Genomic DNA, 25025 nt, shown 5'->3' with positions numbered 1-25025 from the left:
ATACATTTTACCTTTAAATCGAACTAAAAAAGATTAACATGTCAAAAAAAGAATTAATGTTCATCCTAATTATAATTGTACTGATATTTTCAGTAGGATTTTACCTTCGGCTGGAATCAACCCATCTATCAGGGATTCCGGACAATGAAAAGATGTTTTACCAGGATGAGAACGGTCTTCCCTACATGTACGACATGGACTCTTACTACAACTACAGGCTAACCAAAAATTACCTTGACCATGGTTACATGGGAGATGCCATAGTAAATGGTACTCAATGGGATTGGCATTCTTACGCTCCTTCAGGGGTTCCTATGGACTACCCTCCACTTATAGTCTATTTAACGGCATTTGTATACAAATTTTTAAATTTATTTGCAAATGTGCCTTTAATGGCGGCATGCTTTTGGTTGCCTGCATTTATTGCCCCAATTGGTGGAGTGGTTGCTTATCTATTTGTGAGAAGGTTTACAAATGAGTATGGGGCTGTTGCTGCAGGAATATTAACAGTAACGGCACCTTTTTATTTTATGAGAACAGTTCCAGGTTGGTTTGACACCGACATGTTCAACATAGTATTTCCCCTCCTTATTGTCTGGTTTTTTTTGGAAGCTTTACAGAGCAAAAACATTAAAATGAAGAGTTTTTTTGCGTTGTTATCCTCATTTTCTATGTTCCTTTTTGCAATGGCATGGAACGGCTGGCAGTACCTATTCTACACCATAGTCCTGTTTTGTGTTTTTTATGGTGTATTCATTAAAATAAAGGGAAACAGCATTAAAAACTTTTCAGCAGTTGCAGGAATATTTTTTGCAGTATCATTATTACTCATATACATTTTCACGGGATTTTTTAACGTTTTAAATTTCATTTTAGGTCCTAAGGAACTTTTAGGTATATTTAGCAGTACTGGAGAGTGGACTCCATGGCCAGATGTTTATAGCTTAATTTCTGAGCTTCAACCTCCGTCATTAGGTGCTTTAATATCAGGGGTTGGCCCAGCTTTATTTGGATTGGGTATTTTTGGAATTCTAGCTCTTGCAGTGGTTTTAAGTAATAAAAAATGGCATGAAACATATTTAGATAAGTTGAACTGGTCCACATACCTATTCATTGTTTTATGGACCATAACTGGCTTTTTTGCCCTTATAAAAGGCATCAGATTCATATTAATGGTTATTCCACCTTTAGCAGTAATAACTGGAATTTCTGTTGGAGTCTGTGCAAGTGTTCTAAAAAATCCTAAGAGCAAAAATTTTAAACACCTACTTATGATTTCAATATTAATTTTAATCTCTCTACCTTCTGTCATGGTAATATACGATAATTTCTCTAGTTTAAACCCTCGGATGAATGATGATATGTGGAATGCAGGGGTCTGGATTCACAACAACACCCAAAATGATACTGTGGTTATATCCAGCTGGATATACGGCCATTTTTTCACGGCCATATCTGACCGCCCTACATCCTTCGATGGTAGGTTGGCTTACATTGAAACCATGCCCGTTCGAAATTATGATAGTGCTTATGCTTTTGGAGATAGATCTCCGAGTACTTCGAGGGAGTACTGGATGGATAAGGCATATACAACAGACGATGAAACGTTGGCACTGGGTATTTTTCGAATGATTGCTACAAGTGGCGATGCTGGCTATTTAACTTTGGACACCTACACTCAGAACACCACAAAAACTGTTGAAATCTTAAATAACATACTGGGTGTTGATAAAGAAACTGCAAAAGAGATACTTATTAAAGATTACAATCTAAACCCAGAACAAGCAGATAATATTTTAAAATATACTCATCCTGATAATCCACGTCCATTTGTACTTGTAACATATAATTCCATGATAAATGATGGTTACTGGACGCTTTATTTTGGATCATGGGATTTCAACCAGTTAAAAGGCAGTAACCTTACATATTCTTACGGCAACATACATGAAACTAACAGCACGTTAACTACGGATGATGGAATTTTAATGGACCTAAAAACTGGTAATTTAACATGGAACAATAATATGCCCTACTGTGTCATGTTGGTCTCTGGTGGTAAGCTTGAAAAACATTATCTTGATAAAAACAGTGATTTCTGTGTGATTCTTAACATGGATGATAACGCCTCAGTTGTTGTTAGTAAGCAGTTTCAAAATTCTCTGTTCTCAAGGTTGGTGGTAGAAAAGAGCAACACCACATATTTTAAATCTGTTTATGAAAATAAGAATGTAATAGTTTGGGAATCCACATAATGGTTATTAGAGGCGAAAAATGTCCAAAAAGAGATTAGCAATTACAATGGCAGTTATTCTGATTATATTTTTACTTGGATTTATCCTTAGGGTTGAAACTACCCATATTACAGGGATTCCAACCAGTGAGAAAGCTTTTTATCAGGATCAAAATGGGCTGCCTTACATGTATGAGATGGACTCGTACTACAACTACAGATTAACTAAAAACTACCTTGACCATGGTTACATGGGAGATGCCATAGTAAATGGTACTCAATGGGATTGGCACTCATACGCCCCTTCGGGGGTTCCAATGGATTATCCGCCACTTATAGCATATTTAACAGCTTTAGTTTACAAGTTTTTAAACCTGTTTTCAAGTATACCTCTACTAACGGTTTGTTTCTGGTTACCTGCTTTTTTAGGACCTCTTGCAGGGGTTGTGGCTTATTTCTTCACGAGAAGGTTCACTAATGAGTATGGTGCTGCTGCTGCAGGTATTCTGGCAGTTACGGCACCATTATATTTTATGAGAACAGTTCCAGGCTGGTTTGACACAGATATGTTCAATGTTTTCTTTCCACTTTTGGTTACGTGGCTCTTTGTTGAGGCAGTTCAGGGTAAAAACATCAAAAATCAGATGGGACTTTCAATTTTAACAGCATTTTCCATGTTTTTATTTGCCCTTGCATGGAATGGATGGCAGTACCAGTTTTATTTACTCGTGTTATTTTGTGCTATCTACATTTTATGGAGAAAATTGAGGGGTAACGAAGTTAAAAATCTTATTTGCACTCTTCTTGTGTTCTCTATTGGTACATTGATACTGGTGGGGGTTTTCACAGGATTTTTGAACATATTAAAACTCTTTGCAAGCCCCGCTGAACTTCTCAGTTTATCTAGTGTCCAGGGACCTTGGTCACCATGGCCGGATATTTATGTATCTGTTTCAGAACTTACAAAACCTTCGCTTCAGGAAGTGATATCTGGAGTGGGAATTGCATTATTTACGGGACTTTTTGGTCTTTTATGGATATTTAGAGTTATGATAAATAAAAAACTTAAAAAACGTTTTTTAAACAGAATGTCATGGTTTTTTTATTCCTTATTAGTAGTATGGATTTTAATCGGAGTTCTTTCCCTTAAAGAAGGTGAAAGGTTCATAATGCTTCTCATACCTCCACTTGTTGTGAGTTCGGGAATTATGGTGGGATTGGCTGCTGATTATTTGAGTCTTCTTAAAAAAAGTGAGAAATTCAATATTTTTAGAAGAAAGAAGAATCTGATCAAAATACTTTCACTGTGTGTCCTGCTTCTTATTGCAGTTCCTGCAGTTTTAAATGTTTATGAAAGTTTCTCCACTTTAACTCCCGGTGTAAACGATGATATGTGGGATGCAGCAGTATGGATCAACAACAACACTTCCAACGATACAGTTGTTATCACAAGTTGGAGTTATGGACACTTTTTTTCAGCCATAGCCGACAGACCAGTTGCTTTTGATGGCAGAACCGCGTATGTTGAAACGCTACCATCACGGCAGTTTGACAGTGCATACTCATTTGGAACTCAATCTCCAAGTACTTCCAGGGAATATTGGATTGATAGAGCATTGGTAACAAATAATGAAAGTCTTTCTTTAGGTATTTTTAATATGATAGCTACAAATGGAGATTTAGGTTATATAACCCTTGATAAGTACACTGGAAACACAACTAAAAGTGTTGAAATATTGAATAATATTTTAGGGGTCAATAAGACAACTGCATTGAATATACTCATGAATAACTACAATTTAAACCAGGAATCTGCAGAAAATGTGTTGCAATACACTCATCCAAGTAATCCTCACCATTTTGTACTTGTAACCAATGGACTGAAAGGGTTGTACTGGATATTCCAGTTTGGAACATGGGACTTCAACAAAATGGAAAGTGGAAACTACAACTATTCCTATGGTGATGTGGAGGTTAACAAAAATATTTTAAACACAACTAACAATGTGACTATGAATTTAGAAACAGGAAACGTGACATGGAACGGCCAAACACCGTACTGTCTTATAAACGTTACAAAAGGTGATGTTAAAAAGCAGTATATCAATGTAGATAGTAGTTTCTGTGTTATACTTCTTATGGATACTATGCAAACTGTTGTTATAGATAAACAGTTTGAAAATTCAACTTTCACAAAATTGTGGCTTGAAAGGAGTAATTCTACTGTTTTTAAACAGGTCTATGAAAATGAGAACGTGGCCTTATGGGAACCTAAAGCTACCACTTAATAACTATTTTTTTATTATTTTTTAAATTTAAAAAAAATTTTTAAAAAAAATTAAGAAATTAGAAGTTACATCTTGCCGATTGTGGAGTCTCTTGCCGTGTTTACAACATCACTTATGTTATCTCCAATTGATTTGGAAATACCAAAGATATATGTCCCTGCTACAATAACAATTATTAAAATAGCTCCAAGCAAGAGTATCATCTCAGCGCTTATCTGGCCCTTCTCATCAATCAACATGGGTAACTTCCAATTTTTTTAATTGCTTATTTTATACTTCCTCTAACACTGTTCACATCTTGTGCAGCGTTTAGATTAGAGTTGCTGCTGAAGTATGCTCTGTAGATTAACAGTGCAGCTATTGCTATAACGATGACTCCACCGAATAATAAGATATACTCTGCTGCTCCCTGTCCACCTTCATCTTTTACAAAACTCATGGTTTTACCTCCATATATTATCAACATTTAAGTTTTTATACCCTTAGTATATATAAATTTATCTTTTAAATCTTAATGTGTGACTGTTGCTTCTGTGTCATCCCCTTACCAAATTTGGGTTGGTTCAACTATTTTTATGGAGTTGATTTACTTTCACAGGATATTAATTTTATATATTGTTGTATATTTCGCAAAGGAATGTGTGTGAATCTATGCCAAAAAATTATAATTTAAGAAGATTAATGCTTGAGAAAGGAACTGTCTATGGAACTTTTTGATAAGGTTAGAAGAGAATCTAAGATTTAATATTGGATAAAACTCTTAATGGATATTTAATGAGCTTATTAAAAGAAAATGAAATTTATATAACTGTTTATGATTTTGATATCTATGATGGTGTAAAAGAAATATAATCTACACGAACAGGAAGCTGATTTTTGGATTAGAAAATGAAAAAAGCTTTTTTATGCCTATGTTTTTAGAAAATTTGATAAAGAAGATTAATCATATTCCAAGTGAATCACTGAAGATTTGGATGCCTTTTTAAGAACTATTATTACATTAAATCCCAAAAAAAAGAGAAAAAAATATGACAAAGAGGATATAATCTATTTTATACTTCCTCTAACACTGTTCACATCTTGTGCAGCGTTTAGATTAGAGTTGCTGCTGAAGTATGCTCTGTAGATTAACAGTGCAGCTATTGCTATAACGATGACTCCACCGAATAGCAAGATATACTCTGCTGCTCCCTGTCCACCTTCATCTTTTACAAAACTCATGGTTTTACCTCCCTATATTATCAAAATTTTCCCTACATATCAATGTTTTAGTTTTTATACCATTAATATATATAAATTTATCTTTTAAATCCTGATGTGTGACTGTTGCTTTTGTACCCTCCCCTTACCTGACTTGGATTGGTTCAACTATTTTTGTGGAGTTAGTTTTTATAGAGTTGGTTTCCTTTCACAGGGTATTAGTTTTTATATGAGTTTATGTGAATAATATCACATACAAAAGGAAATGTGTGTGATCTATGCCAAAAAATTATAATTTAAGAAGATTAATGCTTGAGATGCTTGATAAGAGGGAACTATCTAAAATTGAACTTTTTGATGAGATTAGAAGAGAATCTGAGATCTCAACATCTGATAAAACTCTTAATGAATCTTTAATGAGTTTATTAAAAGAAAATGAGATCTATATAACAGGTTATGATTTTGATATCTATGATGGTGTTAAGAGAATACAATCCATACGAACAGAAGGTCTGGTTTTTGGAAGGGTTAAATTAAATTTTGTTGAAATAGAAAATCTTATAGCTCAGTTAGAGACTACCGATGTGGAAACTGTAAAAAAAGCTTCTTATAAATTAAAAATGCTTTTTAGAAAAAAATTCGAAGAACTTGAATATAAAAATATCTCAGAGGGGATCACTGAAGATTTCGATGCGTTCTTCAATAGAACTATTTATTACATCAAATCCCAGAAAAAAGAGCAAAAAGATAGTTTGTGGAATAAACTTGCATGGAGTCTGAGTAACGATAACGGATCAGATGATATTTTTCTAAACATTATAAATTATGTTAAGTACCATTGAATGAATCCTTTTTCATATAAAGATTTTTTTGATATGAAAATAATCCTAATTGCTTTCAGATATCCTAATTGGTTTCATATAACTTCTTTATCTTAGAAAAAAATAATTATTGAGATTCATATAAATAGTTTAAACTTTAATGCTTGATCTTACTTTATCCATATCTTGTGCAGCATTTAATGTATTGGCACCGCTAAAATAGGAATCATAAACAAAAAGTGCCGCTATCGCTATAACAATCACACCACCAAACAGTAATATATACTCTGCTGCTCCTTGACCCCATTCATCTTCTATAAAGCCCATTATAAAACCCCTCTAACTTACAAGTATACATTAACAAGTATACATTAATAATTCTCTTTATCTTGAATATAACTTTTTCTAAATAAACTCGTAAATTATGATTGAAACCGATAGTTACTTGTGATGATACGTTTATATATTGTTAGAAAAAAGAAAATTCTTTAATATTTTTCTAAAGTTTCTAAATTCTTATTACAGAGGATTTTACTACAGACATTTACAATGGTTCAAAAAATTTTTTAGTTCGTGTTCAATTTAGGTATGTGCAATGAATTCAAAAGATAATGAGGGTTTATGGTTATGAAAGTTCTTATTATTCCATGTGGCATAGGTATGGGGCATGTTTCAAGGTGCATAGCCCTTGCTGGCAAACTTCAAGAAGAAGGAGCTGATGTTCTTTTTGCAAGTTACGGTTCTGGCTATGAAATGTTGAAGGAGTACAATGATTATAAAGCTGTAAAACTGCCTGAACTAAAGTTCTACGGTCCGGTAGGAGAACTTGACATAAAATATACCGTGAAAAAATCAATTGATACTCCTTTCGTCTTTCTTAGAAGCATATACCAGGAATCCAAGGTAATAAAAAAATTCAAACCCGACATCATAGTGGCTGATTCTCATTTTTCAGTACCCATAACAGCTAAAGTCCTTGGAATACCTTGTGTTCTTGTAACAAACGAGCTGACCTTTAATTTTTCAGATATTAACCCCAACGACAGGACAGTCGAGTACCTTGAAAATGGACTTGAAAGATTTGTTAAAGATGTTTCAAACCTCTGTAAAACAATAATAGTGCCTGATGTTGAGGATTCAATTAAAATACCGCCCCGGTTGAGTGAAATAACAACTCATGTAGGTCCATTCCTCAAAAAACGTCCTGAAAACATGCCTGATAAGGATGAGCTTCGGAGGAAATTGGGTTTTGGATCCGGTGATAAACTGGTTTTTGTGACTGTGGGAGGAAGTGATTTTGGTATAGGGCTCCTTAAACTTATATGCCACGCATCCAGTATGATTGACTGTGATAAACTGATAATGGTAACCGGACCTCAGATAGATACAGATTTTATACCTGATTGTGAAAAAATAATAAAAAAGAAGTTTTTATGGGATATGATGGAATGGATGGCAATTGCAGATGTTGTTGTAACCCTCGCAGGTCATACAACTGTTATGGAGGTAACATCCCTTGGAATTCCCAACATAGTTGTGCCAATAAATAACCATCCAGAACAGCTTAAAAATGCAGTTCATGTTGAAAAGTACGGCATATCCCTCGTTGAGGATATAAAAAAACTCACTGCTGAGGGAATTGCAGAGGATATAAACAACACATTGAACAATGTTGATATGAAGAGGAATGCAGAGATCGTCAGGGAACAGTTTTCTAAGTACAGTGGAACAGAAGATGCAGTGAGGATCATATTGAAATATGCAGAGGATTGGGAGCAACCTTTATAAATTTAAACATCCTATAACATTATTATTGGGAGGTATCAGATGATCAATCTACTCGTTACAGTTTTTGGGGGGCTGTTGCTTATTGGCGGATTTTATGGAATGTCACGCGGATTTTTAACTCCTCCAAACCTTTTACTTTTCTTTTTAGGACTATGTTCTTCTGTTTTCGGACTTCTTTTAATGGGGTTATTCGGCAGTAAAATAAACTTTTCAAGACCGGAAAAGACACCCCAAATGGGAAAAAAAGCACTTAAAACACCAAAAATGGCACCTAAAGAAGCGGTTAAAAAAGATAAACTTGAAACAATAAGTAAAACCATTAAAAAAACTGCAGAAGAAAAGGAAAAACCAGTAAAACCCAGACCAAAAGTTAAAAAGGCAGAACCTATACCAACAAAAGGAAAACCTATACCAAAAATTAAGCCTGTAAAATCTAAAAAAGCACCTAAAAATACAAAAGAAGAGGAAGAAAGTAAAAAATTAGCGCCGGTGGAACCCGGAAAACCAATGAGGAAGATAACTCCAAAACCATCTCCTGAACCATCCACCAAAAAACCTGAAAAGAAACACGAAGAAGAACTTGAAGAGAAACCTGAAGAAATATCACTAAAGAAAATACCATCTACACAAAAAATATCAGATGTTCCTAGTGAAACACCAAGAGTATCAGATGTTCCTAATGAAACACCCTCAAAAGGCCATAAATCAATATTTAAAAGATTCCATAGGATAAAACCTGAAGCTAAAGTTAAAAAGGATTTACCTAAAAAGGATTTACCTAAAAAGGATTTACCTAAAAAGGAATTACCTAAAAAGGACTTAAAATCTGAAAAGAAAGAGGATCCAAAACCCAGACCAAAACATGTTGATCTAAAAACTCTACAATCTCGAAGCGATGATGAGTTGGACGATCAGTTTGTGAAAAATAGGCTTGAGCGTTTGAAGAGTAATTACGTTGAAAATGCCAAGGAAATAGAGAACATCATAGATGAAAGGTTGGATTCTTTCAAAGGAACCCTTGATAAACTTAAAGTTGAGTCTCAGGAACCTAACATTATCTGGTCCTTTGATGCTGGAGATGTGAAAGATACACTTAACGATACAATATCCAAGGCTTCAAACACGGTACTGATGATGTACCCATGGGTCAGAAACATCGACGTGGGTGTTTTAAAAAAATTCATGGATACAGATAGTAGAATGATAATCCAGGAAGCCAGCTTGGATGATGACACTTCAGTTGAGCTTATAAAACTTTTAATGGATAACAACGTTAAAATAAGAACAATGCCCAATGTACATACAGTGGCGGTTGTTTCAGACGATACAAACGGTCTCATAATATCCACAGACCCTATATATGAAAGCTTTGAGGTTGGGGTTGTGTACAAGGACCATAAATCTATTGAAGAAATCAGAAGGCTATTTGAGGATGCCTGGAGTATTTCAAAGGACATAAACCTGGAGATAAAACAATGATGATAAAGTGGCTTGGACACTCTGCATTCCAGATAATAACTGATGAAAATTTGAAGATACTCATCGACCCGTTTATAAGCAACAACCCTGCATGTGATGTGGCAGTTGAAGAACTTTCAGCAGATGTTATATGTGTTACACATGGACATACAGACCACTTCGGGGACACAATGGAAATAGCCAATAGAACAGGGGCTTTAATTGTGTGCAACCATGAGATTTCTGTGTACCTTTCCAAACAGGGCTTTGAAACCCTTGGAATGAATATGGGTGGAACTGTACAGGTTCAGGACATCATAATAACCATGGTTAACTCAACACACTCCTCTGACATGGACTTCATAGAAGAGGTGAGCGCAGGAGGAAGTGCAGGAGGTTTCATAATAGAACTTGAAAACGGCAGAAAAATATACCATGCAGGAGACACAGGAGTATTCGGTGACATGCGCACGGTGATAAGGGACATATACAGGCCGGACATAGCGATGCTCCCAATAGGGGACCGTTACACAATGGGGCCATTTGAAGCTGCAATAGCTGCAGAGTGGTTGGATCCAGAAATAATCATTCCAATGCATTACAACACATACCCTGCAATTGAACAAAATCCATTAGAATTTTCAGATATGGTTAGAAGGTCCAATCCGAATGTAAAGGTTGTAATTCTCCAACCAGATCAAATATACCAAGAGTGATAAGAGTGATGCGTATGCGGAAATTTTTCAGACACAGCTTATTTAAAGATATATTGAATAAACTTATTGGAAAGGATAAAAAACTTAAAATAGGATTTTATGGACATCCAAACTCTGGAAAAACCACCCTTGCCAATAGAATGACAAATGATTGGGTAGGAAAACCTATAGGTTTGATTTCGGAGATTCCCCACGAGACCCGAAGGGTCTACAAACAGGAACATGTCACAATTGCCAACGACGGAGTTGAACTGGACTTTGACATAATAGACACCCCTGGAATAGCCACCAAGATCGACTACAAAAACTTCCTGGAATTCGGCCTATCGGAAACAGAGGCAAAAGAAAGGGCAAAAGAGGCAACAAAGGGTATAATAGAGGCAATAAAATGGTTGGATGATGTGACCGGTGTTTTACTGGTTATAGATGCAACCAAGGATCCTTTGACTCAGGCCAACATAACGATAATAGGAAACCTGGAAGCTCGTAAGATCCCATTTGTAATTGTTGCAAACAAAATAGACCTTCCTGAAGCTTCCCAAGAACGTATATTCTCTGTTTTCCCACAGCACACTGTGGTGCCAATTTCTGCACTGCACGGTGAGAATGTTGCGGATCTTTACCAGGCAATGGTTCAGAGGTTCAGTTAATAAATTTAGAGGTCATAAAATGGATGATGCTAAAACAAATGCTCTAAAAATGGATTTTCTTTCCTCTGATGCAATTGCATCAAGTACTAGCATGGAAAAAATATCCATGATAGTCAACAAGGTCAAAGACGGTGATCTAGTTGTTATTGAAGGTGGCCTAACCCCTGAAGAAGAGGCCGAGCTAATAGAAACAACTATGAGGGAAATAGATGTTGAAAACTTCATGGGGATCGATATATACACCCTTGAAAAAGATGAAAAATCGTTTTTCGGTCTTTCAAAAAAGAAAACAATTGGAATAACCATAATAGGTCCTGCAAATGTTATGAAAACCGTTAAGAAAAAGTCCAACTTCCTTTCAATGATAGCAAACCTGGGTGATTCCAGTGCACAGATGCATTAAATGCGGAGCAGAATTTGAAGGAGACTCAAAGGATATAATCCTCAAAGGATGCCCCGAGTGTGGAAGCAAGTTCTTTGAATTCCATCAGAAAGGTAAGGTCAAGGAGATCCGTGAAATAAAAGGAGACTCCATAGAAACCATAATGGTCAAGGAGCACGGAATTTATGAGGTGAATCTTTCTTCCCTCATGAAGGACGACTCCATAATAGTTTCAGACGAGGAAGGGAAATATGTGATAGATATCAACTTCCTTTTAAAGAAGCAGATGAAAAATAAGGAGAAGTCGTAGTATATGATGGTTATACTTTTATTTTATGTAACCATCTTCAACGATTTCTATTAATATGGATTAAATATTATTTTTTTAATTTTTTTATGTACACTTTTTTTATCAATAATTGGACTAATTAAAAGGTAGAAGAGATGAATTTATTTCCTCTTAAAATCTCTTCCCTTAAACTGTCGTTTATCCACAAAGTCGCATTTACCTGAAGGTAGAACCCTCACAACATCTTCAATTGAGAGAAGTTTCTCCTCGTCGATCTTATGGCGGATTTGCCTGGCCATCTCCTCTTTTTTCGTATAGCCCGGTTTTATAACCACGTAATTGTCTGTGTACTTGACTAAAGCTTCTGGAGGGCCGGCCATTATTCTTTTACCTTCATAATCCACGATTCCAACAGCTACAAGTAAAGGTGCGTTTCTGATGAAGTTGCGGCTTCCTCTGATTATGAAAGCACCTTTACCCACGAATTCACCGGACTGAGGTGTTTTTGACACCTGATCCGGGTGGACCCAGTACACATCCGTGGATCCGAAACCAGCAGACCATGCACTTGAGAAAGAACCTGCAAAGGATGCTGTCTCATTTAATGTGGACTCTGGAACCTCACCCTCACCTGCCTTCACAACAACAGAGGCTGCTCCATGGATGTCTGAGTGGAAGTAAATATCCCTGTTTTCCATATGTTTTTTAACGATCATCTCGTTGGTTGTGGCATCCCTGCCCCCAATAACAAGAAGTCCATCTGATGATAAGAACCATCGAAGCTTTTCAAACCATTTAAGTTCTTTTCTAACCCTTTTTTGAGGTACCAGAACCTTTTCCATTGCAATTTCCCTTTTGTTTTTGGCCCTTTCTACTTCCTTCATGGTTTTTTCAATGGCAATGTTAACTCCACTTATCTTCCTCTTGGCCTTTTTACCCTTGTTATAATAAATCTCGGCATTTTCAGGGATGCTCATATTGGAATCCACATTTACAATGGTCCCGTCCAGATTTAAGGTCAGGACCCCCATCTTATCCAGGGACTCAATAATATCCAGTCCAGATACTTTCTCCTTTTTACCCTTTTTGATGATGTCAATGATGTCAAGCCATGAATAGGTTTCCCTGGCATTGTGTATAATATCCAGGATGTTTTGAATGTTCTGGTAATTGGAGTAAATTGCTTCTCCCTTGATTTTGGTTTTTACAATGGTGTCCTTGAATTTTTCAAGGGTTTCCATCTGAATTTTGAGCCTTTTTTCAAACTTACCCACTTCAGCGGCCCAGACATCCTCATGCACCTGTTTAATGTCATCTCCAACTATGCTGCTGTAAAACTCATCTGCAGCTTGATTGAAGGTTTCAAACGTTTTTTTCTCGTATTTTTCGTATTTAGTGAGGTTCAAAGGGAGAACATCATCTTTTTCGCTGGATATTATCTGGGGGTGGAACTGTGCTGTTTTGAGCGGGCTGAAAACATCACTCATTGCATTGTGTATGAAATCCAGTTCTTCAGGGGTGATGTCCGATGAAGGTTTATCTTTCTTCACACCAGACCTCAGCATAACTTCTTCAGCGTAGAGACCGCCCAGACCGCTGCTTGCCAGGGTCCTTATAAGGTCACGATCTGACTCGGCAAACAGGGTTTCCAATTCTTCCTTTGTAACTTCCAGTGGATTTATACCCCTTTCTGGAGGATACTTATACTCCTCTTTGGAGGATATGTTTCTGTCCTCCCAGAGCTTCCTCTTGAGGGGCATTATAATGGTGCCCTCTTCATCCAAAAGTATTATATTACCCTTTGCAAAGAGTTCTATAACCAGTGAATATTTATGTTCCTTCTGAATGTTGATCTTTAGGATTCTGTCGAAGTTGTGCTGTTTCACACAGGTGACATTACCTCCTTTTAGATGTTTTCGAAGGATCATGGGAAATGATGGCGGGATTTGCGGATTTTCTGGAGGGTACTGGGTTGTATGAACCCTTAAACCTGCCTGGAAGACGACATCAACTCGTCCTTTACCTGGGACATGGAACCGTATAAGCACGGTGTCCCTGGTGGGTTGGTAGGCCTTATCAACCCTTGCATCCTTTAGAATTTCTTTAAGTTCATTGCAAATTGTGTAAATATCAACATTGGACATAGCTTTCATTGAAACACCTTATAGTATATTTATGGTTACAGTTAAATAATAAACATGGATTGGAGGAAAAAATATGGAAGTTGATGCTAAAGTAACAACCATACATGCAGTCGCAGGTATAATTGCAGGTTACATATCATATGTATTTTCAACAGGATTAATAAGTGCCATAGGAAAAAATGAGACCATAGCAGTTTTAATAAGCCTGATCATTCTTTACATAGCAGGTCAGGTATCAGAGAGAATTTTCGGCAAGGAAGCCGTTGGAGGAACCAAAGGATGGCTCTGGAGCGGAATTGTACCGTTTTTCTTCATTTGGCTAATGGTATGGGTCATATTCTTCAACTTATAAGGCCATTAAAATTTTATTAAGGGCAGTAAATCTTCAAAAGAACTAAAGCAGTTTTTAGATAAATTAAAGTTGATGTGAACTGCCCAAAAATTCTTTTAAAAATTCTTTATTGCCCATAGTTTTTTATTTTTTTTTATTTTTAGGGATGCTTTTTAAGTTTAATATTATAATGGAATTTCGCTTATTTTTACCGAATTAATGCATAGATAAAATTTTCTTTTTTTAAATTTAACTACAGCTTAATTTTAATCTAACTGCAGTTAAAGTTTCATTCATTATAAACAATTAAACCTAAAGTGCCCAGTAGAATATCCATATAAACACGAATATGAGGGCAATTATGAATATTAAGGGTGCAAATATCCTGCTTACAGCAACTATTGAGCTTATGGTTGTAACAAGTTCTGTGGAGTGCAGCGGCCCTAAAGTTTTAAGGTCTTTGATATGACAGACTTTGCCGGCGGCTTCCACATCTTCTATATCATCCACAGCCCTTTTAGTGCACTCCAAGATTGCTTCAAGTATTTCATCCTGTCTTTTGGTGCCCACAGGGTTGTGTCCCCCAGAAATAGTGTTCACGAAGTGGGTGTCTGTTGTCATTGCTTCTGCCTCATCAATCCCCAGCGCTTTAACGCTTTCAACTATCCTGTCCCTGAAACCGATTAACATGTTGTTAGAATCCAGAAGTATGTAAGCTGTCCTTTGAAGTGTGCTTCCGCTTCCAACTTCCACAACCATTACCTTGATACCACTTTGGCCTATGCCTTCTTCCTTGGTAATGTTGTCCATAGGATTGTATGCACAGCCCATTCTCATTCCTTCTTCTTTTTCCATTTCCGGAAGCTTCTCAACAGCACCCATAAGGTCAAAAACTTCCTTGTTTCCTGGAAGAACCCTTCCTCCCTCTCCTTTAAACGAGTTGTGGCAGTCGACCAGGATTACATTTTCAGTGCTGCAGGATGCCTTTGCAAGGTTTGAAATTGCAAGACCCACCCCAAAGTCGATGTCATCAAAACCTTCAGGTGCCAGGGTTGCAAGAAGCAGCAGATTACCTCCAAAATACTGTGCACCAATTTTAGCACCGTTATGTTCCACTCTGATGAATCTGCTGGCTTTGGGGGTGTAATCCATATTTTCTATTCCATTTCTTATGACGTTTTCTACCTTTCTTATTTCCTTGGATGATACAGGGTTGAAATCATGGGTTGATGGGCCGTGGGATACCATTGTGAAAGTATCAAATTTATTTGCAAGCTGGGTTGGCATGTTCCCACCGCCAATATTTCCAACAGGTCCAGGATGAACACTTGGAGTTAAAAAGAGCACTTTAGGACCATTCGTACCCTTGAAACTTATTATTCCGGTAATGGTATCTATGGCTTCACCCATATCCTCAAAAAGTCCTTCTAATGCCTTAGAACCTTCAGTTGTGTGGGCAAGGAACAAACTCAACAGTTCCAGACCTCCAACTCCAAGGTTTCTTTTCATAGGAGATTCTACCACAGTTACAAAGGAATAAATTGCCACAACAAGAATTATCGATGCAATTATGATTTTAAAAAGCAGCGGAATGATGCTGAAGTAACCTATGTTGGTTGTGATACTTGTAAGAGAAACAAGAACTATAACCATACTTATTATAAGGATCGGTTGTGTTGATGCAGGTATTATGGACTTTAAAAAGCTGATATTTGATGTGCTCCACAAAACTATGGTCCGGACGGCAAAGATAACGGCACATCCAAATACAAGTGCGTCTATGGTGTAACTGTAAATTGTATAGGTGGATATGAGGCTTCCCAGTCCGTATATCACTGCAATCATCATCATTGACACAAATGAGAGGAACATGGACTGTTTCATCTTCATGTGGCGGCCTTCAAGGGCGTTTATCATCGGCTGGGTTATACCCCCTGCCATTATGGACATGAGTCCGAACATGAGAAATCCTGCAGAACCTCCGTATATAAAGCTGTAAAGTATTGATCTATCTGCTGTTGGCTCTATTAACGATACAATAAACCCTAAAATGAAACTTATGAATATCATGCTGAGGACCGAAGCCCTTGTTGATGGAAGGCTCACCATATACTTGCTGAGACCTACGATTTTATCGTCGATGGACATAAACTTTTACTCCTTATGATTATGATGTTTGAAATCTCTGAATTTATAACGGATGATTACTTTTTAGAGGAATCTGTTTTTTTAGAGGAATCTGTGATCATTAAACATTTGTGAATTTTTTTAAATTAATGAATTTTTTTGTAATTTTTAAAATTTGTTGAATTATATGTGCTGTAATTTATCTGTGATGAAGTCAAATATCTATTATTTGTACTCTTATGATTTATATCCCTCATATTATTTTATACCATTCTAGGTAAAGAACTTTGCATTAATAAAAAAGGTGAATTTAAATGAGTTTGACGCTTGAAACACCTCTATCTGGTGACAAAACAAAAAATTTAAGGGTTGGAGACATTGTATATATTTCCGGAATCATTTACACGGCAAGAGACAGCGCCCATAAACGAATAGTGGAGGAAGGTGCCCCAGTAGATCTTAATAGGGCTGTGATATTCCATGCAGGCCCAATAATAAAATCATCTGAAGATGGATACGAAATGGTTGCAGTGGGACCCACCACCAGCACAAGGATGAACCCCTACGAACCCTCGGTTATAAACATGGGAGTGGGTGGAATAATAGGTAAAGGTGGAATGGATAAAGCCACATCCCAGGCCCTTGTTGATAATGAAGCCGTTTATCTGACGGCAGTTGGTGGATGTGCAGCCCACTACGTGAAATCTGTTTTAGGTGTTCGTGATGTTCACTGGCTGGATCTAGGAGTTCCAGAAGCTGTTTGGGAACTTGAAGTTGAGAAATTTGGCCCTCTGATAGTTACAATGGACTCTGAAGGTGGAAACCTTTATGAAAAAGTTAAAAAAAGGAGAACTGCACAGGCACAACAATATTCTGCATGTCAAGGATAATCTGGACTTGCCTGGAGCTCGAAACGTGTTTGATGGAGAACAGAGTTTGTTTGATGGTCCTAAAGAAATTAATTCACTTGAGAGCCACAAAGAACTTATTAATTTGATTGATGGTTCTCGAGGTAAAGAAATTATTTTGCCTGCTAAATCTCGAGGTAAAGATCTTAGTTTGCCTGATGGCTATTGGGGTAAAGAAGTTAGTTTGTTTGACGACGTTCGCCCAGATAAAGAAATTAAGCTATCTGATGGCTCTCAGGTGTTTGATGAGAAAAGTAATTTGTATAACAGATTTAATATGCCTAATAATGATTGCATTGATGTTTCGTGTGAAAATGACCTTCTTGAGGGGTTCATTGACACCCACATTCACACAGCACCTGATATCAGACCGAGACTTTTAAATGATGTAGAGGCTGCAATTTCTGCTTCAACTGAAGGAATGCAAGCTATAGTCATAAAATCCCACTTTGAACCCACATCTGGCAGGGCAAAAATTGCAGAAGAGGTAACCGGATTCAAGGTCTTTGGAGGGGTTTGCCTCAACCAGAGTGTTGGGGGTCTGAATTGTGAGGTCGTTAAAACTGCAGCTTCAATGGGTGGAAAGTTTGTCTGGTTTCCAACAGTTTCCTATTCTTCTATGGAATTAGATAGGGTGAATGTTGAGATACTTGAGGAGATCATCAACCTGGCTGCAGAACATCAGATGGTCCTTGCAACAGGACATCTAAAAGCTGATGATATATTTTTCGTCATGGATACTGCAAGAAGCATTGGTGTTGATCGTTTGCTGGTTAACCATCCCTTGACTTGTGTGGTCGGTGCAAGTTTAGATGAACAAAAAGAGATGAGCCGTTACGCTTATCTGGAGCACTGTTTTGTTGCATGCATGCCAGGACATGACGAACTGGACCCGACGGTTATAGCAGATGCAATAAAAGAGGTAGGTCCTTCAAGGTGTATAATGGCCACAGATTTCGGTCAAGCCCATAATCCAACACCCGCTCAGGGCATGAGGATGTTTGTAAATTCGATGCTGGATCACGGGATCTCCATGAAGGATGTACGCACAATGTGCATTGAAAATCCGTCTAAACTTTTGTTTTAAGCTGTAAAACTTTTTAGGTAACTTTTTTTAGACGGTAATTTTTTTTAAATTCTTTAAGACCAACTAAATTAATTTAAGGTAATTATTCTATTAAATAGTCATTATCATGGATTTAATTTTTAACCTAGATTTGATTTTAACCATAATTAATCTTTAAAATTAGTTTTAATATTGAATTAATGTTTTATACTTGAATCAGCATTAAACATTGTTCTTTTTATAAAAACTGAATACATATAATTTATAAAAAAAATTGTTGTTGGTTTAATGTATTTAAAAAAAGAAGTTATTTGGTTTATTATTTGAATTTACTTCAATCTCGTACCTATTCTAGATTGATAATTTATTCTATGCTAATATTTCTACGTTAAAAATATTTAAAAATGTTGGAGAGTGTTTAAATAACTGCAAGTTTTCCTGCGGTTGTGATTTCAAGTGTGTCCGGGGCTATGAAGCCCATTTCCCTCAGTTCTCTGATGTGATTATAGGTCATTCCTCTGCTTATTCCTATTCTGATTGCAAGGTTTTTAACCGAGGTCTCTCCCTTTTTAAGCTCTTCAAGTACCATTAATTTGGTTTCAGATATTCCGAAGTTGAGTATTGGAAGGTCCAGAATGTGGCTGTCTTCTTCTGTGACGTAAACTATTCTCTCTATCATTTTATGCCTAGCGTAGCAGCCGAAAAGAGCTCCAAGTGCCTGGGGTTTCCTTCCTCCACTTATGTTCACAACTATCTTTCTGCCCAAAGCATTTTCAGCTTCGATTATCTCTACAGTATCTTTGGCAACCCTTACAACATCGTAAAGGCTTGTTATTTTGTTTTCTATTTCTATGAACTTTCCAACAGTATCTTGAAGTATTCCTTCTACTTTGAGTTTGTCCTTTGGTGCGTCTTCTTCCCTTAAAAGAACAACTTTTTTGGGGGAAAAATTCGTTATACAAACCATAACGGGTTCTATTGCGTAAATTGTCGATATTAAGGTATAATCCATTGTATCACTTCTTCTATATTTAATATAAATAAATTAATACAGATTAATTTTTGATTTAAACCTTTATAACTTCTACTAACCCCTCTGTTAAGTACTTATCTAAAAAAATGACTTTATGCAACGTGTATACTGTGAATTTTTATTAAATAATTGTTATATATTATTAATATACTTTTCGTTAAATCATTAGGATCCAGTTGTTGGTATGTATACGTGACCCTTATTTTTCAGATATTTAGTTTACATAATTTTCTCAGTATAAATGAGTTGCATTGATATTCTCCCTAAAATTGATGCTACCTATACTTCCACTATTTTGTAAATAGAAAACATATACATTTATATATAATAATTTTTTAATAATGAGTTATGGTTTACATACTAAGGTTTAATAGTGAAAAAATAATCCCAATTTAAGCTTGGCAATTTTAAGGAATTGAATCTGGATATAACACGGAAATCAAAAGGGATATTAACCTTGATTTTCATAAATTTATAAAGTTTTAAATTTGGGATGAATATGGAGAGATTTTAGTTGCCAGACGCGAAAATTCTGATCATTGAAGATGAGTGTATAACTGCAATGGAGATCCAGAAGAAACTGGAACTCTGGGGACACGAAGTCGTTGGAGTTGCAGGATCTGGAGAACAAGCCATTGAAATAGCAGATAAAACAATACCAGACCTTGTTCTGGCAGATATAATTTTAAAAGGGGATATGGATGGAATAGATGCTGTGGAACACATTTCAAAACGTATGAATATTTCTGCAATATACCTGACAGCACACGCTGATCAGAACACCTTCAAACGTGCCAAGATCACCAAACCATCAGGTTATGTTATAAAACCCTTTGATGACAAGGAACTGAAATTCAACATTGAAATAGCATTATACAACAAGGAAATTCAAACAGGAGAGGAAGACTTAAAAGATAAAGAGCGCTTAAGGGCTGTAACTGACTTCATATTAAGTTCGACACCTGCTTTGACATCAAAAATGCGTATAGAAGATACTGGGGGATTTTTGAAGGAGTTTGCAAGGTTTTTTCAAAACAACATGAAGCCCAAATTTGATAGGGAACTTGGACTCAACAGCGAACCCAGGGATGATGCTGAGCAACTCCTTCAGGAGTACATAGTATGGATATCTAACCTCTTTTCAAACCTTGGTTTCATTGTTCAACCCCATCTTGAGGAGTTCTGGATTCAGGAATGTCTCTGGGGAACCAGGGCAATTGACAACAAGGTTTTCTGCCTCATGTGTAAAGCAATGACCGAGCTTTCCTTCATGTGGACGGGTCTTGAGGGTAGTGTGGAACATGATTACAGGTTAGGGCTCAGACCACCTCTGTGCAGGTTTCAGTACAAGCTTGAAGATGAAAAGTGAAGGGGAAATTTGAGCGTGAAGCTATAGTGGAATTGATCCGTTTTGATTCATATTCAAATAAAAACCATTTCTTATTATTTTTTAAACAATCACTAGTTGTGGAAATGTTTATTGAACTTTAAATGGGAACTTTTTTATTCAACACCGAAAAGAATATTTTTTTAATGAATAATTAATTCTTCACTTTTTAAATATTTCCAAGATTTTCTACTCCCTAATTTAATAATATTATACAAAATATAAGTGGTATTGATTTCAGTGTTCTCTACCTTTTTGGAAAGTAATTCCAGATCAAACTTTTCTTTCATTGTTGCAATTGCGATGTGTTCAATATCTTCAAAATACCACTCTCTTTGATTCTCTATAAATTTCCCATATGAGTAATTGCTTAAGTTTAATTAATAGTGAGTATAAAGTTATTACAGTTAGGTATGGTTGTGTGAATCATGAAGAAATGTCTAAATGAATGGAATGCAACGGTTGAAGCCCTTGGTCAGGGAAGACAGACAATTTTAATAAGAAAGTACGGGACAACAGTTGAAAATTTTCTTTTGTATCCTACAGCAAGTTATGCTTTTAAAAATGACTTTTTAAGGAGTTTTGAAATTGAATACAAAGCGTTTGCCTCGGCAAATCTCATTCCAAAAAAAGAAGATGGTAAAACAGAGATCAAGTACTATGCAGAAGTTGAAGATGTGGTAGAAAAATCTTCTAAGATGATAGGAACATTAAATAAATACCATATCTGGACCAAAGAACATTTGGAATCATATTTAAACAATAAAAAAGCTAAAATCTGGATTTTGCGGGTTTACAAACTCAAAGAACCTGTGATGGTCCAGACCAACGGTGGAACCAGGTATGCCAACCTCAAAAATGAAGTCCCCATTGCGGGTATGAAACCTGTTTTAAAGGATGAGATGTTTTCAAGCCTTAAAAAAGAGATCGAATGCATGAACTAATTTTTTTATTATAAGTTTAGGTTGAACATTCAATAAACTGAACATTTAAGGTACAAAATATAACTAAGAAGGCATTTTATGGTCGATGATGGTCAATGGGAAGAAATTCACAGGCTTGCCAAAAAGAGTAAGCAAAGAGAGAAGAAAAAGAAGAGGGATAAAAAGATTAAAGAATCCCTTGAGGAGTTTACAAAGAGTTTTAGATGGAACTTCAGATTTTTTGGAAAACCTTAAACGGTATTTTAAATAGGATTTATCTACCACATTTATCGAGGTTTCAATAAAAAACTCATCTTAAATAAAAAACTGAGCTGTCCCACCCATTAAGGTCAAAAACGGCCCATAATACTTTATTTTAAACTTTTTCAGTTCAACCACGCTTTCACAGTAGTCGTCGCCACGGCAAATTCTCTTGGTGAAATTCTGAGTGTAATCTGGATTTAAAGACTCCACTGCGTTCTTGTTGAATACTCTACATATCTTACAAACGTCTTGTAAAGGTAAGCCCAGGTTTTTCTGTTCGCTGTACATGGAACAATGGGTTATTTTATCGACCACTTTGTTTAAACTTGAATCCTTAACTTCGCTTTTAATTCCCGGAATGATGATACTGGCAACTGTTAGCCATGTATCGTTGACTTCGGGGGCAGTTTCAGCTGGTAGTTCAAGGGAACTTGCAATATTTTTCATCTGTTTCCCTCCCTCAGCCCAAATGATTTCTTCCATTTTCACGATCTTCTCATTCATAACTTGCCTGAGGGCCGAGCTGTAACCTCTTGCCAGATTAGAGGACACTCTGGCCGCAATTTCCCACCTAATTTCAGGAGGTATATCCTCTATACTCATAGATCTCACCACCTTACATTTTTCATAAATATTTTCTTTTTAGTAAGATTGGCTTAATAAGGTTCTATGTTATTATTAAGTTTCACATATCATAAGTATTTTGTTATAGGGGGTTATTGGCCTAATAAGGTTGTTATAACTCTTTTTCGAGAGCTAATGGAATTATATTAAATATTTTAGGATAATAATGGTCGTATATTTATTTAATTTAAATTAAACGCTCAGATATAAAGATAAAATGGTGGGGTTAATTCTGGTTTGAGAGGTGTGCTGTAAACCTAAAAAGTCACTAAAGGAAAGTTTATCTAGTGGGTTTAATGAGTTTTGAACGAAAATTAACTGTTGAGTGAGGAAAGTACCATTTATAGAATCGTTTAATGGGAATCATTTATCCAAATGGTATTTTATCCAAATGGTCAATCTAAAAAAGAACTTAAAAAAAACCTACTTCTCTCAACCACACTTTCACAGTAATCATCACCAAGGCACATTCTACTGATGAAACTCTGGGTGTAATATGGGTTTAAAGATTCCACTGCATTTTTGTTGAATGCCCTGCAGGCAATACATATTCCCTCATCATCTAAGCCCAGTTTTCTCTTATTGTTCAGCAGGGGACAGCTGGTTACTTTGGTGACTACCCTTTCCGGGCAGGAATCCACAATTTCTCCTTCAGTTCCAGGAATGAGGATGTTGGAAACTATTTTCCCATGTTTCATCGATTTCCTGGACATTTCCAGATGGCAGTCCAAGGGAATCTGCAATATCTTTCACCTGTTTCCCGCCTTCTGCCCATATACTTTCTTCTATCTTATCCACGACCTTATCATTTAGAACCTGCCGGAATGCCAGGCTGTAACCTATTGCCAGGCTGGCTGATGACTTGGCTGCAATCTCCCACCTTACCTCTGGCGGTATATCCTCTATACTGACCATAGAATCTCACCTCATTACTACTAAGTTGTACTTTTTCATAAGTATTTTCTTATTGGTAATATACTGGATTGATAAGCTTTTATTAACCCGTTAAGATATGAAAATAAAAAAAATATGAAAATAAAAAATCAAACTACTTTTTACCTTGGATATACAGAATAATACTGTTAAACATTTTCTGAAGATCGTCTAAACTTTGGAGATCATCTAAATTGGAAGTTACCAATAAAAGTTTAAGCTCTTTGAATTTCATAAATAAAAACTCTCTTAAGGAGGCTGATATTATGGATGAATATGAAGATCCTGCTGAATGGAATAATAAAGGTGTGGACTTATTTAACAAGGAAGATTATGAAGAAGCTGTAAAAGCCTATGATAATGCTTTAAAGTTAGACCCTATGATTAAAGAGGTCTGGAACAATAAGGGTAATGCTCTCCGTCTTTTAGGACGGTACGAGGAATCAATTGAATGCTTTGATAAAGCCATTGAACTTAGCCCTGAAAACTTCGAACCATGGGTAAACAAGGGAGCAACTTACTACGATATGGGGGATTATACCAGTGCAGTGGAGAGTTTAAATAAAGCCCTAGAAATAGACCCTGAGAATTCTTTTGCACTTAACAATAAGGGTGCTGCACTTGCAAACTCCGACAATCTCGAAGCAGCAATGGCATGTTTTGAAGAAGCGTTGAGAGTAGACCCCGATGATATCAATGCACAGAGGAACAAGCAGATACTCAAAGGAATTTTAAATCGTTGATATTTTTGTTCAAAAAAAATGGATATTCCCAACTTTTTGAACCCCCCCAACTCCCCAACTTTTTTTTGTTAATTCTAACAATCCCCTTATTTTGAATGATCCAGTTTTATTTGTGGAACTTGATTTTTTTTACCTAAAACCATTTCCATAACCCATCTCATGCTTGTTTTTGGTTGGTTACAATCTTTATCTTGAATATGAATGATCCTAAAATAAGATTTAAATGAGAAATAGTTTGTAATATTAAAAATAGGGGTTTCATTACCCAAAAAATTTCGGTTACCAAATCCTTAAATAAAAATTTTCAGGGTTTTTTTTGAGATTATATGCCCCCATAAGCTTCATCAAGTATTTTTTGTATTTTTTTGATTGCTATCTTAATCCGTAAGAAAATCATCCCAATATTTTCATCAGCACCAATGGCACAGATAAGTGCAATATTTTCTGATCCTGAGATGATAATATTTATTTTTTCTCCCTTGACCATTATGAGTTTTAGATTGTCATCACTAACCTCTTTCAAGGTTCTTTTTCCAAGTTCCAGTAATGATGCAGACATTGCTGATATCTTCTGGCTTGCGGGACTTGGAATGTGTGAGCAGATTATGAGACCGTCTTTTCGGATGACGTAGGATTCTCGTATATCTGATTTACCGTGCATTTCATCTAAAACACGTTTTATTCGATTAGAAATAGCTTCCATTTTATCAATCTTTT

The 25025-nt window shown here is 36.2% G+C and carries 27 protein-coding genes; 16 read left to right on the top strand and 11 right to left on the bottom strand.

Annotation, left to right across the window (positions count from 1 at the left end):
- Positions 1-38: 38 nt before the first annotated feature.
- Both MSWAN_RS07530 and MSWAN_RS07525 read left to right on the top strand, forming a co-directional pair.
- Positions 39-2255 (top strand): STT3 domain-containing protein, encoded by a 2217-nt coding sequence (locus MSWAN_RS07530; RefSeq protein ID WP_013826029.1) that lies wholly within the window; start codon positions 39-41, stop codon positions 2253-2255.
- 19 nt (positions 2256-2274) lie between these two features.
- The gene (locus MSWAN_RS07525) at positions 2275-4521 is read left to right on the top strand and encodes an STT3 domain-containing protein (RefSeq protein ID WP_013826028.1); all 2247 of its coding nucleotides are present in this window, start codon (positions 2275-2277) and stop codon (positions 4519-4521) included.
- Positions 4522-4586: 65 nt separating this feature from the next.
- On the opposite strand, the gene MSWAN_RS07520 is transcribed toward MSWAN_RS07525, so the two are convergent.
- The 3 genes from MSWAN_RS07520 to MSWAN_RS07510 form a co-directional block, all read right to left on the bottom strand.
- A complete protein-coding gene (locus MSWAN_RS07520; protein ID WP_013826027.1) occupies positions 4587-4760 on the bottom strand; it encodes a class III signal peptide-containing protein in 174 nt (57 codons plus the stop codon).
- 26 nt (positions 4761-4786) lie between these two features.
- On the bottom strand, positions 4787-4960 hold the full coding sequence (locus MSWAN_RS07515) for a class III signal peptide-containing protein (RefSeq protein ID WP_013826026.1): 174 nt from the start codon (positions 4958-4960) through the stop codon (positions 4787-4789).
- Positions 4961-5568: 608 nt separating this feature from the next.
- Positions 5569-5742 carry a class III signal peptide-containing protein gene (locus MSWAN_RS07510; RefSeq protein ID WP_013826026.1) on the bottom strand — a complete coding sequence of 58 codons (174 nt, stop codon included), beginning with the start codon at positions 5740-5742 and terminating at the stop codon, positions 5569-5571.
- Positions 5743-5999: 257 nt separating this feature from the next.
- On the opposite strand from MSWAN_RS07510, the gene MSWAN_RS07505 reads away from it, so the two are divergent.
- Positions 6000-6563: a hypothetical protein gene (locus MSWAN_RS07505; protein ID WP_048188026.1), complete on the top strand. Its 564-nt coding sequence runs from the start codon at positions 6000-6002 to the stop codon at positions 6561-6563.
- 129 nt (positions 6564-6692) lie between these two features.
- On the opposite strand, the gene MSWAN_RS07500 is transcribed toward MSWAN_RS07505, so the two are convergent.
- Positions 6693-6869, bottom strand: a complete 177-nt coding sequence (locus MSWAN_RS07500; RefSeq protein ID WP_013826024.1) for a class III signal peptide-containing protein — start codon at positions 6867-6869, stop codon at positions 6693-6695.
- Between the two features lie 300 nt (positions 6870-7169).
- Between MSWAN_RS07500 and MSWAN_RS07495 the strand changes: the two genes are divergently transcribed.
- The 6 genes from MSWAN_RS07495 to MSWAN_RS07470 are packed head-to-tail and all read left to right on the top strand — an operon-like array spanning position 7170 to position 11846.
- Positions 7170-8330, top strand: a complete 1161-nt coding sequence (locus MSWAN_RS07495; RefSeq protein ID WP_013826023.1) for a UDP-N-acetylglucosamine--N-acetylmuramyl-(pentapeptide) pyrophosphoryl-undecaprenol N-acetylglucosamine transferase — start codon at positions 7170-7172, stop codon at positions 8328-8330.
- A gap of 39 nt (positions 8331-8369) precedes the next feature.
- Positions 8370-9809, top strand: a complete 1440-nt coding sequence (locus tag MSWAN_RS07490) for a hypothetical protein (RefSeq protein WP_013826022.1) — start codon at positions 8370-8372, stop codon at positions 9807-9809.
- A complete protein-coding gene (locus tag MSWAN_RS07485; RefSeq protein WP_013826021.1) occupies positions 9806-10504 on the top strand; it encodes a metal-dependent hydrolase in 699 nt (232 codons plus the stop codon). Before MSWAN_RS07490 ends, MSWAN_RS07485 begins: the two co-directional genes overlap by 4 nt.
- Positions 10505-10518: 14 nt before the next feature.
- Positions 10519-11154, top strand: a complete 636-nt coding sequence (locus tag MSWAN_RS07480; RefSeq protein ID WP_013826020.1) for an Era-like GTP-binding protein — start codon at positions 10519-10521, stop codon at positions 11152-11154.
- A 19-nt stretch (positions 11155-11173) separates the two neighbouring features.
- Entirely contained in the window at positions 11174-11557 is a 384-nt protein-coding gene (locus tag MSWAN_RS07475) for a DUF2073 domain-containing protein (RefSeq protein ID WP_013826019.1), read from the top strand.
- Positions 11541-11846: a Zn-ribbon domain-containing protein gene (locus tag MSWAN_RS07470; RefSeq protein WP_013826018.1), complete on the top strand. Its 306-nt coding sequence runs from the start codon at positions 11541-11543 to the stop codon at positions 11844-11846. Before MSWAN_RS07475 ends, MSWAN_RS07470 begins: the two co-directional genes overlap by 17 nt.
- Before the next feature lie 140 nt (positions 11847-11986).
- Here MSWAN_RS07470 and rqcH read toward each other — a convergent pair whose 3' ends face one another.
- Positions 11987-13978, bottom strand: a complete 1992-nt coding sequence (gene rqcH / locus MSWAN_RS07465; RefSeq protein WP_013826017.1) for a ribosome rescue protein RqcH — start codon at positions 13976-13978, stop codon at positions 11987-11989.
- Between the two features lie 64 nt (positions 13979-14042).
- On the opposite strand from rqcH, the gene MSWAN_RS07460 reads away from it, so the two are divergent.
- Positions 14043-14321, top strand: coding sequence for an EMC6-like membrane protein (locus MSWAN_RS07460; RefSeq protein WP_013826016.1), 279 nt, complete (start codon positions 14043-14045; stop codon positions 14319-14321).
- A gap of 291 nt (positions 14322-14612) precedes the next feature.
- On the opposite strand, the gene MSWAN_RS07455 is transcribed toward MSWAN_RS07460, so the two are convergent.
- Entirely contained in the window at positions 14613-16448 is a 1836-nt protein-coding gene (locus MSWAN_RS07455; protein ID WP_013826015.1) for a DUF2070 family protein, read from the bottom strand.
- A 293-nt stretch (positions 16449-16741) separates the two neighbouring features.
- Between MSWAN_RS07455 and MSWAN_RS07450 the strand changes: the two genes are divergently transcribed.
- Together MSWAN_RS07450 and MSWAN_RS07445 are read left to right on the top strand one after the other, a co-directional pair.
- Positions 16742-17317: a FumA C-terminus/TtdB family hydratase beta subunit gene (locus tag MSWAN_RS07450; RefSeq protein ID WP_013826014.1), complete on the top strand. Its 576-nt coding sequence runs from the start codon at positions 16742-16744 to the stop codon at positions 17315-17317.
- Positions 17256-18422 (top strand): DUF6282 family protein, encoded by a 1167-nt coding sequence (locus MSWAN_RS07445; RefSeq protein ID WP_013826013.1) that lies wholly within the window; start codon positions 17256-17258, stop codon positions 18420-18422. The genes MSWAN_RS07450 and MSWAN_RS07445 overlap by 62 nt, the downstream gene beginning before the upstream one ends.
- Before the next feature lie 397 nt (positions 18423-18819).
- Here the strand turns inward: MSWAN_RS07445 and csa3 are convergent, their stop codons facing one another.
- Positions 18820-19413, bottom strand: a complete 594-nt coding sequence (gene csa3 / locus MSWAN_RS07440) for a CRISPR-associated CARF protein Csa3 (RefSeq protein ID WP_013826012.1) — start codon at positions 19411-19413, stop codon at positions 18820-18822.
- A 535-nt stretch (positions 19414-19948) separates the two neighbouring features.
- Between csa3 and MSWAN_RS07435 the strand changes: the two genes are divergently transcribed.
- From MSWAN_RS07435 to MSWAN_RS12795, 3 genes are all read left to right on the top strand, one after another.
- Positions 19949-20803: a methanogen output domain 1-containing protein gene (locus MSWAN_RS07435; RefSeq protein ID WP_013826011.1), complete on the top strand. Its 855-nt coding sequence runs from the start codon at positions 19949-19951 to the stop codon at positions 20801-20803.
- A 446-nt stretch (positions 20804-21249) separates the two neighbouring features.
- Positions 21250-21765, top strand: coding sequence for a DUF1802 family protein (locus MSWAN_RS07430; protein WP_013826010.1), 516 nt, complete (start codon positions 21250-21252; stop codon positions 21763-21765).
- Positions 21766-21843: 78 nt separating this feature from the next.
- Entirely contained in the window at positions 21844-21999 is a 156-nt protein-coding gene (locus MSWAN_RS12795; protein ID WP_013826009.1) for a hypothetical protein, read from the top strand.
- A 60-nt stretch (positions 22000-22059) separates the two neighbouring features.
- Here MSWAN_RS12795 and MSWAN_RS07425 read toward each other — a convergent pair whose 3' ends face one another.
- From MSWAN_RS07425 to MSWAN_RS07415, 3 genes are all read right to left on the bottom strand, one after another.
- The gene (locus tag MSWAN_RS07425; RefSeq protein WP_013826008.1) at positions 22060-22611 is read right to left on the bottom strand and encodes a hypothetical protein; all 552 of its coding nucleotides are present in this window, start codon (positions 22609-22611) and stop codon (positions 22060-22062) included.
- A gap of 416 nt (positions 22612-23027) precedes the next feature.
- The gene (locus tag MSWAN_RS07420; RefSeq protein ID WP_013826007.1) at positions 23028-23330 is read right to left on the bottom strand and encodes a hypothetical protein; all 303 of its coding nucleotides are present in this window, start codon (positions 23328-23330) and stop codon (positions 23028-23030) included.
- Positions 23284-23547, bottom strand: a complete 264-nt coding sequence (locus MSWAN_RS07415) for a hypothetical protein (RefSeq protein WP_013826006.1) — start codon at positions 23545-23547, stop codon at positions 23284-23286. The genes MSWAN_RS07420 and MSWAN_RS07415 overlap by 47 nt, the downstream gene beginning before the upstream one ends.
- Positions 23548-23831: 284 nt before the next feature.
- On the opposite strand from MSWAN_RS07415, the gene MSWAN_RS07410 reads away from it, so the two are divergent.
- Positions 23832-24308, top strand: coding sequence for a tetratricopeptide repeat protein (locus tag MSWAN_RS07410; RefSeq protein ID WP_013826005.1), 477 nt, complete (start codon positions 23832-23834; stop codon positions 24306-24308).
- A gap of 322 nt (positions 24309-24630) precedes the next feature.
- Here MSWAN_RS07410 and MSWAN_RS07405 read toward each other — a convergent pair whose 3' ends face one another.
- A complete protein-coding gene (locus MSWAN_RS07405) occupies positions 24631-25011 on the bottom strand; it encodes a roadblock/LC7 domain-containing protein (protein WP_013826004.1) in 381 nt (126 codons plus the stop codon).
- Positions 25012-25025 lie beyond the last annotated feature (14 nt).

The sequence above is a fragment of the Methanobacterium paludis genome (assembly GCF_000214725.1).
GTDB classification, from domain to species: Archaea; Methanobacteriota; Methanobacteria; order Methanobacteriales; family Methanobacteriaceae; genus Methanobacterium_C; species Methanobacterium_C paludis.
Note: the sequence above shows the minus strand (reverse complement) of the source record. Positions and strands in the feature narration are given on the sequence as shown.

Coding starts and splice junctions, on each gene's coding strand:
- MSWAN_RS07530 (WP_013826029.1), top strand. CDS start 39: ATGTCAAAAAAAGAATTAATGTTCATCCTAATTATAATTGTACTGATA.
- MSWAN_RS07525 (WP_013826028.1), top strand. CDS start 2,275: ATGTCCAAAAAGAGATTAGCAATTACAATGGCAGTTATTCTGATTATA.
- MSWAN_RS07520 (WP_013826027.1), bottom strand. CDS start 4,760: ATGTTGATTGATGAGAAGGGCCAGATAAGCGCTGAGATGATACTCTTG.
- MSWAN_RS07515 (WP_013826026.1), bottom strand. CDS start 4,960: ATGAGTTTTGTAAAAGATGAAGGTGGACAGGGAGCAGCAGAGTATATC.
- MSWAN_RS07510 (WP_013826026.1), bottom strand. CDS start 5,742: ATGAGTTTTGTAAAAGATGAAGGTGGACAGGGAGCAGCAGAGTATATC.
- MSWAN_RS07505 (WP_048188026.1), top strand. CDS start 6,000: ATGCCAAAAAATTATAATTTAAGAAGATTAATGCTTGAGATGCTTGAT.
- MSWAN_RS07500 (WP_013826024.1), bottom strand. CDS start 6,869: ATGGGCTTTATAGAAGATGAATGGGGTCAAGGAGCAGCAGAGTATATA.
- MSWAN_RS07495 (WP_013826023.1), top strand. CDS start 7,170: ATGAAAGTTCTTATTATTCCATGTGGCATAGGTATGGGGCATGTTTCA.
- MSWAN_RS07490 (WP_013826022.1), top strand. CDS start 8,370: ATGATCAATCTACTCGTTACAGTTTTTGGGGGGCTGTTGCTTATTGGC.
- MSWAN_RS07485 (WP_013826021.1), top strand. CDS start 9,806: ATGATGATAAAGTGGCTTGGACACTCTGCATTCCAGATAATAACTGAT.
- MSWAN_RS07480 (WP_013826020.1), top strand. CDS start 10,519: ATGCGGAAATTTTTCAGACACAGCTTATTTAAAGATATATTGAATAAA.
- MSWAN_RS07475 (WP_013826019.1), top strand. CDS start 11,174: ATGGATGATGCTAAAACAAATGCTCTAAAAATGGATTTTCTTTCCTCT.
- rqcH (WP_013826017.1), bottom strand. CDS start 13,978: ATGAAAGCTATGTCCAATGTTGATATTTACACAATTTGCAATGAACTT.
- MSWAN_RS07460 (WP_013826016.1), top strand. CDS start 14,043: ATGGAAGTTGATGCTAAAGTAACAACCATACATGCAGTCGCAGGTATA.
- MSWAN_RS07455 (WP_013826015.1), bottom strand. CDS start 16,448: ATGTCCATCGACGATAAAATCGTAGGTCTCAGCAAGTATATGGTGAGC.
- MSWAN_RS07450 (WP_013826014.1), top strand. CDS start 16,742: ATGAGTTTGACGCTTGAAACACCTCTATCTGGTGACAAAACAAAAAAT.
- MSWAN_RS07445 (WP_013826013.1), top strand. CDS start 17,256: ATGAAAAAGTTAAAAAAAGGAGAACTGCACAGGCACAACAATATTCTG.
- csa3 (WP_013826012.1), bottom strand. CDS start 19,413: ATGGATTATACCTTAATATCGACAATTTACGCAATAGAACCCGTTATG.
- MSWAN_RS07430 (WP_013826010.1), top strand. CDS start 21,250: ATGAAGAAATGTCTAAATGAATGGAATGCAACGGTTGAAGCCCTTGGT.
- MSWAN_RS12795 (WP_013826009.1), top strand. CDS start 21,844: ATGGTCGATGATGGTCAATGGGAAGAAATTCACAGGCTTGCCAAAAAG.
- MSWAN_RS07425 (WP_013826008.1), bottom strand. CDS start 22,611: ATGAGTATAGAGGATATACCTCCTGAAATTAGGTGGGAAATTGCGGCC.
- MSWAN_RS07420 (WP_013826007.1), bottom strand. CDS start 23,330: ATGAAACATGGGAAAATAGTTTCCAACATCCTCATTCCTGGAACTGAA.
- MSWAN_RS07415 (WP_013826006.1), bottom strand. CDS start 23,547: ATGGTCAGTATAGAGGATATACCGCCAGAGGTAAGGTGGGAGATTGCA.
- MSWAN_RS07410 (WP_013826005.1), top strand. CDS start 23,832: ATGGATGAATATGAAGATCCTGCTGAATGGAATAATAAAGGTGTGGAC.
- MSWAN_RS07405 (WP_013826004.1), bottom strand. CDS start 25,011: ATGGAAGCTATTTCTAATCGAATAAAACGTGTTTTAGATGAAATGCAC.